The following is a 13,009-nucleotide window of genomic DNA, read 5'->3' as shown; positions in this document are numbered from 1 at the left end:
GCCGCCTGGTCCCGGGGTCACCCCCGGATGACCATTGGGGTATGGTGTAATTGGCAACACGGCTGATTCTGGTTCAGTTGTTCTTGGTTCGAGTCCAGGTACCCCAGCCATGCGCGGCTTCGCAAAAGCGATGGATCGCGTTGACCGACGTTCGTGCACGTCATAAGCCCCGGCGGGATCGCCGGGGCTTCTCGATTTCGGTGCCGCGTCAAACACCCCATGATGCGATGGCCGGCGGCGTCTTCGCCTCGTTCCGGTCGCCCGTCGATCGGACCATCGGATCCGACACGCACGCCGTGGGCGTGTCCGCGACCCTGCGTGCAGAGAAGGGGCGCGGCGCGCTTCTCGACTCCGAACCGCGCGGTGGTAGACGCTGATCAATCGTTGGTTGGTGGGAGCGACGTCGGAGCCGGATAGTCCGCCGAAACAGGGCGGAGGTGCATGAGGCTATTCCGTTCAAGGCGGGGAGTTGCCGTTCGCATGGTCAGAAGAAGAGCGAGCGAACCTAATATCGAGATGGTCGACCGATGGCGCGTAGTCGCGCCAAGTCCGAGCGGTGCATGAAGGTAAGTGCTCTAGGGCGTCGGGATCCGTAACTCGATTTCCGCTCCGGGTTCCATCCGTTTGTACCCCAAAGGGTCCCTCCTTATGAGGACTCTGTCGAGCCTTGAAAAGGTGATATGGTCGATGACGACGCGACAAACATGTGCGGTCGGGTTGCCGGCCGAGGAAATTTTTGTCGCGGAATGTCAATCTCGAGAGAAAGGGGGGTGCAATTGGACGAATCCATTGGCGCGTCTGCCAGCGTCGACCAGATTATGGTCTCCGTTCGGCGAAGAATGTTTCTGGGCCTTGGGATCGGAGCGGCTGCAACTGCCGTCGGAGTCTCCATCGTCGGTGATGCGCCGCGAGCGAATGCGGCGGTGCAGCCGTATAATCCGTGGGCCGATTATCGCATTACCGGCACGTGGAGAGAGCACGCGGAGTACAGTCAGGGCGGAATAGACTACCCTCTGGCCTACGGTACCGATCTGGTCGCTCCGGCTGCAGGGACGCTCAGGACTTCCGGAGGCTCCGGCGAATTCGCCGCGGGATGGGTGGGAACTGCCGGTCGGCGCTCCATTCTCATCCTCGACACTCCGATCAATCGTGTCCTTGCGGCTGAGTCGGTGCCGCCTGAAGCGGCAGGGCCGATGGTCGCCATCGTTGTTCAACACCAGGCCCAGTTTGGTTCGGCGGGACACAAAGAGGTCGGCGAGTACATCGGCAAGTCCGGCGCTTCTGTTGACGGCAACGACAATGGCGGAGACACGCATCTGCATGTTCATGGCCTCGACGCGCAGGGTCGTCGCGTGGACATGACGAAATTCATTACGAACACAGTGGGGAACGTTCCTGTTTCGCCCATTGAAACGATCACTATGGAGGATGACGATATGGCAATGGCTGTGGTATGCGAGGAGACTGGCGCTGCGAGTGACAAGTGGATCGCGATCTTCGGTGGCGGTCTCCTCTATCAGGAGATCGCTCCCAGCAATCGGGGGTACTGGAACGTATTCCAGAGTTCGATGAATAAGATTCTGGCCCAGCGCAAGGCCAATTACTCGTTCGAAGCAGTGCGGGTGACTCAGGCGGAGTACACGAACATCAAGTCGGCCTTCGAGAAGATGCGGTAGTCACGCACCGACGAACGCGCTAGTCCTGTCGCTTCATTGTGGTGTCTCACTGTGATGGAGCGTGCATGCGGCGAAGCACCGCGGCGTGTGTGGCATTTCCCACGCAGGTCGCGGTGTTTCCTTTTGTTGAGCATCATCACGACGCAAGACGGGCGGACTCGTTCGTCAGAAGTAAGGCGCGAGATGGTCGCGTAGCGCGGCATCGCACACGTACGTCGCCCTGATCCCGCGCGTCAGCAGCACCGTGGAGATGTTGCGGACATACGCGAGCAGATCCTCGTCGCTGTAGCGGAGCCCGAGCTTCGAAGTGTTCTCGCGCCCCTTCTTGTCGTGGTAGTTCGCGCGGTCGAAGACGATCCGGTGCTCAGCCGGGTCGTACCGCAGATCCGGTTCGATGATCGGCGTCCCGATCGCTGTGACGCAGGGTCGCGCGCACCGCGAGGCCGGTTGGGGCCTCGCCGCTCTTGGGCTGTTCCTCAACTGCTGAAAACATCGAGGCGCTCGGCGCAGAGGAGATCGAGCGCGTCTGTCGCGAAGCCGACGTCGCCCGGATCAACGCGGCTCGCGAGTCAAGGCCCGCCAGCTCGCCACGGACGAGGCGAACCTGATCGAACGGACCGCCTGACCCCCGCGTCCCGCTACCCTCGATGTATGTTCGCCGGGCTGCAGGGCTGGCACCTGCTCATCATCTTCGTCATCCTCTCGCCCGTCATCCTGCTGGCGGTAGGCCTCCCGGTCGCCCTCGTGCAGGGCCGCGCCCGCCGCGAGGCCGGCCTCGTCACCGACCCGAACGTGAATCCGCTGGCCATCACGGCGTTCGTGCTCTCGTTTGTCGTCGGTCTCGCCGGAGTCGTCGGCGGCCACCTCGCCCGCGCGCAGATCCGCCGCACCGGCGAGGCCGGCTGGGGCCTGACCGTCTTCGCGCTGATCCTCGGCTACTACGCCACCGCCGTCGCCGTCCTCGTCGGCGGCACCGTGCTGGCGTCCGCCTTCGCGCAGGGCTGAGCCGCCCTTTCCTAGGGACACGATTATTCCCCTGGCGGGAGAAGGGACCGTCGACGGCGTGCCGGTGACCGAGGCGCAAAGTGCTGCCTGGGCTGCCGAGGCCGAAGCCGGTGATGATGCGGCCGCCCTGAAGCAGCGCGGTCGCGGGCGTCCCGGTCGCGGAGCCGCCGCTTCGCAGGTCGTGCCGGTGAGGCTGACGGAGGAGGAACGGGCGGCCCTCGACGCGAGCGCCACTCCCGGTCCGGCATGATCCGCGATGCTTCGGGCATGGGGTCGGGCGTGCTCAGCCGAGCGCCTTCCGCATCTGCACCGCCGTCGTCTCGTAGCCGAGCGACTCGTACAGCGCCCGGGCCGGCATGGTGAAGCCGAAGACGTTCAGCGCGAGGGCGGAGCCTCCGCGAGACAGGACGTGCGACTCCGCCAGCAGCATCGCCGCCCGGCCGAGTCCCCGGCCGCGCTCGGCGGCGTCGATCTGCACGTCCCACACGTACCAGACGCCCTCGAGATCGCTCGGGTGCGGGCCGAGCCACACCGACCCGACGGCGCGCCCCTCCTCCAGGACGTCGAGAACGTCGTGCCCTGGGGCGGGGGAGCCGTTCGGGAAGTACTTCTCGTACGAGGTGTCGGCGTTGCGAGTCGCGGCCGCCTCGTCGTCGCCCGCCCGCATCCGATCGGCGATGTACGCCGACCGCTGGACCCGCATCCACGAGGCGCGAGCGGAGGAGGACATCGGCGCGAGCGTGACGGTCATCCCTCCACTGTGGCAGTCGGCGATCAGCTCGCGTCGCGCTCGGCGTGCTTCCGCTTCCCCAGCCGCGTCGCGAGGAACAGCAGCGTCCCGACCACGACGTACCCCGCCGTCGCCAGCCAGACCACACCCGTCTGCTGTGTCAGCAGCACCACGCTCGCCACGATCGCGAGCACCGGCACCACGCGCGGCACGGAGTAGTGGGAGTGGCCCACGCGGTCCTTCTTCAGCACCAGCACCGACACGTTCGCCGCGATGAACACCAGCAGGAGGAGCAGCACCGTCGTCTCGGCGAGCGTCCCGACGTCGCCGATCAGGCTGAGCAGCATCGTCACACCGCCGACCACCACGATCGACACCCACGGCGTGCGGCGGCCGGGCAGCACCTTCCCGAACGCGCTCGGCAGCAGGCCCGAGGTCGCCAGCCCGAAGCCGACCCGCGAGGCCATCACCATGAACAGCAGCGCGCCGTTCGCGATCGCGACCAGCGCGATCAGGCCGAACAGCCACGGCGGCACCGCCACTCCGCTCGCCGCGACCACGTCCAGCAGCGGCCCGCTCGAGGCCGCGAGTTCGTCGTTCGGCAGCACGATGACGGCGCCGAGCGCGATCAGGAGGTAGACCACGGCCGCGGTGATCAGCGCGCCGAAAAGGGCCCGCGGGTACACCTTCGAGGGGTTTCGCACCTCCTCAGCCATGTTCGCCGCGGCCTCGAAGCCCAGGAACGAGAAGAAGGCGACGATGGAGGCGGCGAACGCGCCCTGCAGCGGAGCGACATCCGGGTTGAACTCGAGCACGCGGGAGGCATCGCCGTTTCCGGCTCCGAAGAACACCGCGGCGCAGACGATCACGATGATGAGGCCACTCACCTCGATCACCGAGGCGACCAGGTTCGCGGTCAGCGACTCCTTCACTCCGCGCAGGTTCACGAGGGTGAGGATCGCGAGGAACACGATCGCGGTGGGGATCGGCGGCACATCGAGCAGCGCCCCGAGGTAGTCGCCCGCGAAAGCATTGGCGAGGGAAGCGGCCGTCGTGATACCCGAGGCCATCATCAGGAAGCCGATCAGGAACGACAGATACGGCTTCCCGAACGCCCGGTCGACGTAGCGCGCCGCGCCGCCGGCGTGCGGATACTTGGTGATCAGTTCGGCATAAGTGCCCGCGGTGAGCAGAGCGACCACCAGCGCGATCAGCAGCGGCAGCCAGATCACGCCACCGACGTCCTCCGCCATCGTGCCGACCAGCGTGTAGATGCCCGCCCCGAGCGTGTCGCCCACGATGAAGGCGAACAGCAGCGGTCCGGTGATCACCCGCTTGAGCGACGCCTTTCCGGCAGCGGTCTCGGCGGTGTCCGTGGTATCGGTCATCCGGCTACTCCAGCGAAGGAGGTACCCGAGGCGCAAGCCCACGCGCCCGATCGCTGCGAAATTTCTCATAACCGAAACACCGGCGGGCACACTCCTTGCCGGGCGAACAGGGGGGCGTCGGCGAGTGCCGCTGAGTGCCCGCACTGGGTAGGCTGGAGCGCTTCGTCGTGAGTGGAGCGGTCGCGGAGGAATCATGGGAAAGAAGCGCAACCAGGGACGATCAGGAGGCGGTCGCAGCGGCTCCGGCGGGCAGGGCGGCGGACGCACGGCCGAGACCGCGCTGATGGTGCGGTTCCGCAGTTGGTACCGCTCGCACCTCGCAGAGGTCGGCATCGAGCACGAGCACCTGGAGGTCGACGAGGCCGTCGAGGTGCTGACCGACCTCTTTGCGATGACCCGCGATCTGCGGCCGCGCGGCTCCTTCGCCCAGCCGGACGCCGAACTTCTCGAGGCCGTCTTCGACCAGATCGAGGCCGACCTGTCCGGGGAGGAGAGCGAGGCCGACCTCGACGACACCCTCTTCACCGTCGCCGAGGTGATCGAGCACTTCCTCGACTTCCTCACCGACGAGGACCTCTGGACCGGCACCGACGAGGAGCTGGACGAGTGCCAGGCGGTCCTCGACGAGGTCCTCGACCTGGCCGGCTCCTTCGTCGAGGCCGTGCTCGATGACCTGGCCGAGCTCGACGAGGTCCCGGCCGAAGAGCAGCTCGCGGCCATCCGCGCCACCGCTCTCGTGCACGCCGCCGACATCGTGGTCGAGCACCTCGCCGCCACCGAGGGCGCGACCCTCACCGAGCGCGCCGCCCGCGAGATCGCCATCGAGGCGGGGATCTCCTCCGCCGGGTCCACCCCGAGCGACGACTCCGTCCGCATCCCGGTCTCGGCCTGGTGGGACGCGCTGGTCGGCTCGGCCGTCCTCGAGCGGGACGGCACGGCAGCAGGGCTCGGCGACGCCGCCGTGCTCTGGCGCAGCTCCGACGCGCACGAGGCCGCCGCCGAGCGCGTCGCCTACGTCGCCCGTTTCCTTGAACAGTGGCTCCTCAGCGCGCAGTCCGCGCTCGCCGCGGCCGACACCGAGGACGGCGCCTTCTCCCCGGAGGAGCGCGCGGTCACCACCACCGACGCCGTGCTGGTGCGTATCGCCGTCGCTTGCCAGGCCGAGATCCACCCGGGCCTGGTCGTCGGCGAGCTGGTCGACGAGCTGGCCGCCGACTCCGGTGTCTCGCTCGACGAGGCGCTGGACGAGCGTGAGCGCATGGTCGGGTCGGCCGAGCGGATGCTCGACGACGCCGCCGAGCTGGGGCTGCTGCTGCACTCACCCGAGTTCGGCTACGCGCTGCCGGCGGGTCTGGCCCCCGTTCTCGCCGCCGTCGTCCGCGCGACCGTCGTGCTCCTGAACGAACGCGAGGCGACCCGTCTCGAGATCCTCGATGAGGCGACCCAGGACACCGCCACCGCCTACGCCCTGACGGTCGCGCTGCTGGGCACCAGACCCGCTGTCTGGCGCCGGCTCGAACTCTCCTCTGAGTCGTCCCTGCGCGATCTGCACCTCGCGCTCCAGCTCTCGCTGGGCTGGACAGACGCGCAGCCGCACTACTTCACCCTCGACGTGCCCGACGAGGAGCAGACGCCGATCGGCTCGCCTGCCGACGCCGAGGAGTTGGGCGCCGATCTCGTGGACGAGTCGGGCGTAGCGCTCGCCGAAGTCCTCGAGCAGGAGCAGGACGAGCTTTTCTACGTCTACGACCTCGAGGACGAGTGGCGCCACGTCATCCGCCTGGAGTCGATCGCGCCGCTGTCGACCGCTCTGCCGCGGTGCACGGCGGCGCGCGGCGCGGCTCCGCTGGACGTGCCGGGTGGCCCTGAGACCTGGGCCGACACGGTGCGGGCCGCGACCGATCCGTCCTCGGTCGATCACGCCGAGGCGCTCGAGGCCCTGGGTCTCGCCGCCGGCGCCTCGTTCGACCCGGCAGCGGTCGACGTGGACGCGATCAACCGGTCGCTCGGACTCCTGCGCTCCAGCGTCTGACCAGGCCTCGTCCGCGCAACGTCAGCTGAGAAGCCTGCTCATCCACCATCGTGGATGACAGGGCCTCTCAGCTGACGTTGTGCATCACGGAGTGAGCAGCAGCTTGCCGATGTGGCCGGACGAGCGCATCCGCTCGTGCGCCCGCTCGGCCTCCGCGAGCGCAATCACCTCGTCTACCACTGGGCGGACCGTCCCGCCCGCGACCAGAGGCCAGACCTCGGCACGCACCTGCGCGATGATCTCGCGCCGCTCCTTCAGGGGTCGGGCGCGGAGGGTCGTGGCGTGGACTGTCCCGCGCTTGCGCATCAACACGCCGAGATCGAGGGCGCCGAGCGTGCCCGACTGGTTACCGATGAAGACGACCCGTCCGCCGACGGCCAGCGCCTCCAGGTCGCGCGCCAGGTAGTCGCCACCGACCGGATCGAGGATCACGTCGACTCCGCGGCCGCCGGTTTCCTCGCGGATCCGCTCGACGAAGTCCTCCTCGCGGTAGTCGATCAGGATGTCGGCGCCGAGCGCGCGGCAGGCGTCGAGCTTGCGCGGGCTGCCGGCCGTGACCGCGACGCGGGCGCCGAGGGCGGAGGCGATCTGGATGCCGGTGGTGCCGATCCCGCTCCCGCCGCCGTGGAGGAGGACGGTGTCGGTCGAGGCGAGTCCGGCGACCATCACGAGGTTCGACCAGACGGTGGCGGTCGTCTCCGGAAGGGCCGCCGCAGAGACCAGGCCGACGCCCTCCGGGACCGGCAGCACCAGCCCTGCGTCGACCGTGACGTACTCGGCGTAGCCGCCGCCCGAGAGCAGCGCGCAGACCTCGTCGCCCTCCGCGAGTCCTGTCGTTCCGACGCCGAGCGCGGCGATCGACCCCGAGACCTCCATCCCGAGGATCTCGGAGGCGCCGGGCGGCGGCGGGTAGACGCCGCCGCGCTGGCCCAGGTCGGCCCGGTTGACGCCGGCGGCTGCGACGCGGATCAGGACCTCGCCGGGGCCGGGAGACGGAGTCGGCACCTCGTCGAGCACGAGTCGGGAGTCGGGGCCGGGGTTCTCGACGCGGATCGCCTGCATACGTCCGAGGCTACGCCGCGCGCCTCAGCGCCCGATGGCGGAGGTGCGATTCGCAGGGGATCCCGACCCTGCGACGCCGTTCATGCGGGAGAGAACGCTCTCACGCGCGCATCCCCTGCAGATCGCACACGCTCCTGCAAATCGGACGCCCTCAGCGAGCAGCCGCCGCGTCGAAGTGGCGCAGCGGCTCGCCGACGGTGAGCCCGCCCAGGCTGAGCGAGGCGATCCGCTCGGGGTGCTCGAGTCCGAGCACCCAGCCCATCCGAGCGCCGAGGGAGTAGCCGAGCACGTGCGGCGCGTCGAGGTCGTAGGAGTCGAGCACCCGCACCAGGTCGCTCTCCATCGCGCTCACGCTGTAGGCGTCGGAGTGGTGCGGCTTCTCGCTCGAACCGTGTCCCCGCTGGTCGAGTGCGACCACGCGGTAGCCGACCCGGTTGAGGGTGCGCAGCCAGCCCGCCGTCTCCCAGTTGAGCACCGCGTTCGACGCGAAGCTGCACTGCCAGCACGGTCGGCGCTCCCTCCTCACCGACGGAGTAGGTGGCGAGTCGCACCCCGTCATCGGCCACGACGTACACGGGCGGGGGGAATGCGATCACCGCACCACCCTGCCCGCTGCTGCTGCGCGGCCACCCGTACGGACGACACGCCGCGGCGGAGCGTCAGGAGGGGCGTCCCGCCGCAGCGGCCGGACGCGGAGGAGCCGCGACGGTCAGCGCGGCGGGCGAGTGGAGCGGGCGAACGGCACGGCGAACCAGAGGCGCACGGTCCGGCCCCGGCCGGAGCGGATCCCCAGGATGACGCACAGCACGAGGTTGAGCACGGCCAGCGCGAGGATCGCGGTGATCGTCACGAGCGGCCAGTCGCCGCTGAGCGAGTCGCGCACCGACACCAGCGCGAGGTGCAGCGGCACCAGCATCAGTTGGAGCGCGAGGTAGGTGAGCTGCCAATTCACGGCCACCAGGCCGTTCCGGTCGCTGAGGGTGCCGATCCGCCGCCGCGACCCCCAGACCATCACCGTTGCCGTGAGGGAGATCACAGGGGAGACCACCACGAAGCCGGCGAGCGCCGAGAGCCCGGCGAACCAGACGGCTCGGGCACCGTTGCCATCGCGGGTGCGGTGCCGCAGCTCGTCGTCGTCCATCAGTCGCCGCCTCCTCGCGTCGGCTCCAGTCTCGCATCCGCCCCCGCTCTCCTGCGGGGGATCGCCCCCGAGTTCCGGGGGTTCACCGGATGGGGCGGGCTGGAGCCCGTCCGTAGCGTAGAGGCATCGCCGGAGCACAGCCGGCACCACCGCCGGCCGCAGCCGGCATCATCGCATCCCGCCGGGCGACCGGCACCCCTCCAAAGGAGCACCCCGTGACCACCGACGACCGCACCGCCCGCCTCTCCACCTCCGCCGACGAGCAGCCGACCGTGGACCTGGGTGCCACCGCCGTCCTCACCGAGGACCGCCCCGCGGCCGACCAGCCCGCCGCCTCCCACCCGCCGTACGCCCCCTACGGCACCCCGTCCGTCCCGCCCGCGGTGCTCGCCCTTGCTCCCTCCACCCCGTTCTCCCTCACCAGCCTGATCCTCGGCGTCACCTCCGTCTTCTTCGGGCTGACCGTGATCGCCCCGACCGTGGGCCTCGTCTTCGGCATCCTGGGCCTGCGCCGGGAGCCGACCGGCCGCACGCTCTCGATCTGGGGCATCGTGCTCAACTCCGTGATGCTCGGCATCGTGCTGCTGTTCGCCATCGCGATGGTCGTCCTGCTGGTGCTGGTACCGCTCGAGGGCATCGCGTCGGACAGTTCCTACCTCTGATCCTCCGCGATCCGACCCGCGCCTCCTGTCCGCTTCGGCGGAGGGAGGCGCGGGTCGTTCTCGCGCCGCAGACCGTCCTCGCCCCGCACCCCGGCGATAGGCTGGCTGCGCAGTTCGCGGACCCCCTGCTCCTCCGGGGCCGCACGACGACAGCAACGGAGCTGGACGTGACCCTCGCACCGAGCACCCTCCCCGACAGCGACCCGGAAGGCAGAGCACTGGACCACACCGAGACCCCCGCCACGCGCACCGAGAGCGACTCCCTCGGCTCGATGGAGATTCCCGCGGCGGCCTACTGGGGCATTCATACGGCGCGCGCCCTCGACAACTTCCCGATCTCCAAGCGCCCGATCTCGATCTACCCCGACCTGGTCCGGGCGCTCGCCACGGTCAAGCTCGCGGCCGCTCGGGCCAACACCGAGCTGGGCAGTCTCGCTCCGGTCAAGGCCGAGCTGATCGAGACCGCGTGTCGGCGGATCATCGACGGCGAGTTCCACGACCAGTTCGTGGTCGGAGTGATCCAGGGCGGAGCCGGCACCTCGACGAACATGAACGCGAACGAGGTCGTCGCCAACGTCGCGCTCGAGATCGGCGGCTACGGGCGTGGCGAGTACGCGCACCTGCACCCGCTCGACGACGTCAACCGCAGCCAGTCCACGAACGACGTGTACCCGACGGCGATCAAGATCGCGATGACCTGGTCGCTTCGCCGTCTGCTCGACGAGCTGGCGCTGCTGCGCGAGTCGTTCTCCCGCAAGGCCGTCGAGTTCGGCAGCGTGCTCAAGGTTGGCCGCACTCAGCTGCAGGATGCTGTGCCGATGACGCTCGGCCAGGAGTTCCACGGCTTCGCGACCACCCTCGGCGAGGATCACGCGCGACTCTCCGAGACCATCTGGCTGCTCGCCGAGGTCAATATCGGAGCCACCGCAATCGGCACCGGCATCACGGCCGACCCGCGCTACGGTGCGGCGGCCGTCCGCCATCTCAACGAGATCACCGATCTCGAGCTCGAGCTGGCGCAGGATCTCGTCGAGGCGACCAGCGACACCGGCGTCTTCATGTCGTTCTCGAGCGCGCTCAAGCGCTCGGCGATCAAGCTGTCCAAGATCTGCAACGACCTGCGGCTGCTCTCCTCGGGCCCGCAGGCCGGTTTCGGTGAGATCAACCTGCCGCCGCGTCAGGCCGGATCGAGCATCATGCCCGGCAAGGTGAACCCGGTCATCCCCGAGGTCGTCAACCAGGTCGCCTACTCGGTGGCCGGCGCCGACGTCACGGTCACGATGGCCGCCGAGGCGGGGCAGCTGCAGCTCAACGCCTTCGAGCCGGTGATCGCGCACTCGCTGCTGCAGAGCATCACCTGGATGACGCAGGCCTGCCGGACGCTCCGCGAGAACTGTATCGACGGCATCACCGCCAACATCGACCGGCTCGAGGCGATGGTCGCGTCCTCGGTCGGTGTCGTCACGGCGCTGACCCCGAGTATCGGCTACACCGCCTCCGCTGCCCTGGCGAAGGCCGCGCTCGCGACCGGCCGCAACGTGGCGGATCTGGTGGTCGAGGCGGGGCTGATGTCGCGCGAGGAGGTGCTGCGGCTCATCTCGCCCGCCCGCCTCTCGGGCATCGAGGCGATGACCGCCGCGCTCCCGATCATCGACCCCGCGCCGAAGGAGTGACTGCGGCCGCGAGGTGCGCCCCGGCGTAGCTGCGCCACGGCGCCCAGCGGCGGCCCGCCTCGGCCAGAGCGCGCTCCCCGGCGGGCAGGCCGAGCGCAGCCGCCCCTCTCCGGACCGCGGGGTCGCCGGTGAGCAGCACGTCCGGATCGGCGGTCGCGCGGAGGGCCACCGCGGCGGCCGTCGACCGCCTGATGCCCGGGACGGCCAGCAACTGCTCGAGGACTTCGTCCCTGCCGGCGTCCAGTCGGAGGGAGCCGTCCGCGAGCAGCCCGCAGACCCGCAGGAAGACCTCGGCGGACCCGCGCAGTAGCCCCCCGGCGTGTTCCGCGATCACGGCGGGGGAGGGGAACGTCCGCGTGATGGATCCGCTCGCCACCGCCTCCGGAAGCGTCTCACCCAGCGCAGCGACCAGGCGGCCGGCCGCTCGTCGGCCGACCAGCGCGCGAACGAGGGTCTCGGCCGGATCCACGGAGCCGGGTACGCGCATCCCCGGGCGCGCGGCGATGCTCGCGGCGAGAGCGGGATCGGCTGAGAGCGCCTCGTCCACGGCGCGCGCGTCCGCGTCGAGATCGAGCAGCCGCCGGATGCGAGCCACCAGCGGCCCGACGTCGGCGACCGAGACAAGGCTGGCGCGGCAGCGGACCCTCTCCCCGTCCACCCCGAGCCGGACCAGCGCGGGGCCTGCGGGCAGGAGGAGCGAGCGCGCGTAGCCGCCGGGCGACGCCTCCTCCAGCCCGGGGAGCGCGCGGGCGCCGAGCTGGTCGAGGACTCCCGCATCGAAGGGTGCGCGCACCGGGAGCCGGAGTTCGAGCGTCGTCGCCCCGTCGTGAACCGCCGCGCCGGAGCGGACACCGCGGGCCGAGGCGCGCAGGGCCGTCGGCGTCCGCTCGTACACCTCGACGAGGGTCGCGTTGAACTGCCGGATGCTCGCGAATCCGGCCGCGAACGCCACGTCGGACACCGGCAGGTCGGTGCCCGTGAGCAGCAGCCGTGCGGTCTGGGCGCGCTGGGCGCGGGCGAGGGCGAGGGCAGGCGCGCCCAGCTCCTCGCGCAGGATCCGGCCGAGGTGCCGCGCCCCGTAGCCGAGCCGCGCGGCCAACCCCTCGACCCCCTCCCGGTCGACGACGCCGTCTCCGATCATTCGCATCGCGCGCGCCGCCGTGTCGTCGCGGAGGTTCCACTCGGGGGAGCCGGGCACCGCATCGGGTAGGCAGCGCTTGCAGGCACGCAGGCCCGCCTCGTGCGCCGCGGCCGCCGTGGGGTAGAAGCGCACGTTCGCGCGCTGCGGCGTGATGGCTGGGCAGCTCGGGCGGCAGTAGATGCCGGTGGAGTGCACGCCGGTCAGGAAGCGGCCGTCGAATCGGGAGTCGCGGGAGGCGACGGCGCGGTATCGCTCCTCGAAGAGCGGGTCGGAGTCGGGCACTCCTCGAGCCTGGCACGTCCGCTCCCCGGCCGGTGGCGGGAATCGGACACCTGGGTGGGCCCTCCAGGCCTGCTCCAGTCGCGCAGCCCTGTCCTGCTCCGGTCGCGCAGCCCTGTCCTCCTCCGGTCGCCCGACCGTGTCCTGGTCCGGTCGTGCCGTGCGCGTCAACCGCCGACGGCGCACCCCGCCCGTGCCCTACTCTCGGCCCCATGAGCGC

The 13,009-nt window shown here is 70.0% G+C and carries 12 protein-coding genes and 1 tRNA gene; 6 read left to right on the top strand and 7 right to left on the bottom strand.

Going from position 1 to position 13,009, the window contains the following annotated elements; translation table 11 throughout:
* Positions 1-35 precede the first annotated feature (35 nt).
* Together C5D07_RS12990 and C5D07_RS15460 are read left to right on the top strand one after the other, a co-directional pair.
* Positions 36-110: transfer RNA gene (locus C5D07_RS12990), tRNA-Gln, on the top strand.
* A gap of 660 nt (positions 111-770) precedes the next feature.
* The gene (locus C5D07_RS15460) at positions 771-1,676 is read left to right on the top strand and encodes a hypothetical protein (RefSeq protein ID WP_146076764.1); all 906 of its coding nucleotides are present in this window, start codon (positions 771-773) and stop codon (positions 1,674-1,676) included.
* A gap of 165 nt (positions 1,677-1,841) precedes the next feature.
* On the opposite strand, the gene C5D07_RS15455 is transcribed toward C5D07_RS15460, so the two are convergent.
* Positions 1,842-2,156: a DNA/RNA helicase domain-containing protein gene (locus tag C5D07_RS15455; protein WP_249028237.1), complete on the bottom strand. Its 315-nt coding sequence runs from the start codon at positions 2,154-2,156 to the stop codon at positions 1,842-1,844.
* A 171-nt stretch (positions 2,157-2,327) separates the two neighbouring features.
* On the opposite strand from C5D07_RS15455, the gene C5D07_RS12980 reads away from it, so the two are divergent.
* Positions 2,328-2,681, top strand: coding sequence for a DUF4190 domain-containing protein (locus C5D07_RS12980; protein ID WP_068252266.1), 354 nt, complete (start codon positions 2,328-2,330; stop codon positions 2,679-2,681).
* Between the two features lie 283 nt (positions 2,682-2,964).
* Here C5D07_RS12980 and C5D07_RS12970 read toward each other — a convergent pair whose 3' ends face one another.
* Entirely contained in the window at positions 2,965-3,432 is a 468-nt protein-coding gene (locus tag C5D07_RS12970; RefSeq protein ID WP_068252271.1) for a GNAT family N-acetyltransferase, read from the bottom strand.
* A gap of 23 nt (positions 3,433-3,455) precedes the next feature.
* Complete coding sequence (locus tag C5D07_RS12965; protein ID WP_068252277.1) at positions 3,456-4,799, bottom strand: APC family permease; 1,344 nt, start codon at positions 4,797-4,799, stop codon at positions 3,456-3,458.
* A gap of 193 nt (positions 4,800-4,992) precedes the next feature.
* Between C5D07_RS12965 and C5D07_RS12960 the strand changes: the two genes are divergently transcribed.
* A complete protein-coding gene (locus tag C5D07_RS12960; RefSeq protein WP_104259509.1) occupies positions 4,993-6,831 on the top strand; it encodes a plasmid pRiA4b ORF-3 family protein in 1,839 nt (612 codons plus the stop codon).
* An 84-nt stretch (positions 6,832-6,915) separates the two neighbouring features.
* Here C5D07_RS12960 and C5D07_RS12955 read toward each other — a convergent pair whose 3' ends face one another.
* From C5D07_RS12955 to C5D07_RS12945, 3 genes are all read right to left on the bottom strand, one after another.
* The gene (locus C5D07_RS12955; RefSeq protein ID WP_104259508.1) at positions 6,916-7,893 is read right to left on the bottom strand and encodes an NAD(P)H-quinone oxidoreductase; all 978 of its coding nucleotides are present in this window, start codon (positions 7,891-7,893) and stop codon (positions 6,916-6,918) included.
* A gap of 151 nt (positions 7,894-8,044) precedes the next feature.
* Positions 8,045-8,419 carry an alpha/beta fold hydrolase gene (locus C5D07_RS12950; protein WP_167542346.1) on the bottom strand — a complete coding sequence of 125 codons (375 nt, stop codon included), beginning with the start codon at positions 8,417-8,419 and terminating at the stop codon, positions 8,045-8,047.
* A 183-nt stretch (positions 8,420-8,602) separates the two neighbouring features.
* On the bottom strand, positions 8,603-9,034 hold the full coding sequence (locus tag C5D07_RS12945; protein ID WP_068252288.1) for a magnetosome magnetite crystal formation protein family: 432 nt from the start codon (positions 9,032-9,034) through the stop codon (positions 8,603-8,605).
* Positions 9,035-9,249: 215 nt separating this feature from the next.
* Between C5D07_RS12945 and C5D07_RS12940 the strand changes: the two genes are divergently transcribed.
* Together C5D07_RS12940 and C5D07_RS12935 are read left to right on the top strand one after the other, a co-directional pair.
* A complete protein-coding gene (locus C5D07_RS12940; protein ID WP_104259507.1) occupies positions 9,250-9,696 on the top strand; it encodes a DUF4190 domain-containing protein in 447 nt (148 codons plus the stop codon).
* A 272-nt stretch (positions 9,697-9,968) separates the two neighbouring features.
* On the top strand, positions 9,969-11,369 hold the full coding sequence (locus C5D07_RS12935) for an aspartate ammonia-lyase (RefSeq protein ID WP_104259523.1): 1,401 nt from the start codon (positions 9,969-9,971) through the stop codon (positions 11,367-11,369).
* Here C5D07_RS12935 and C5D07_RS12930 read toward each other — a convergent pair.
* Positions 11,344-12,792, bottom strand: a complete 1,449-nt coding sequence (locus C5D07_RS12930; RefSeq protein ID WP_104259506.1) for a DNA-3-methyladenine glycosylase 2 family protein — start codon at positions 12,790-12,792, stop codon at positions 11,344-11,346. The two genes, C5D07_RS12935 and C5D07_RS12930, sit on opposite strands and share 26 nt — an antisense overlap.
* Positions 12,793-13,009 lie beyond the last annotated feature (217 nt).

This window comes from Rathayibacter tritici (genome assembly GCF_002932875.1).
GTDB lineage: Bacteria > Actinomycetota > Actinomycetes > Actinomycetales > Microbacteriaceae > Rathayibacter > Rathayibacter tritici.
Note: the sequence above shows the minus strand (reverse complement) of the source record. Positions and strands in the feature narration are given on the sequence as shown.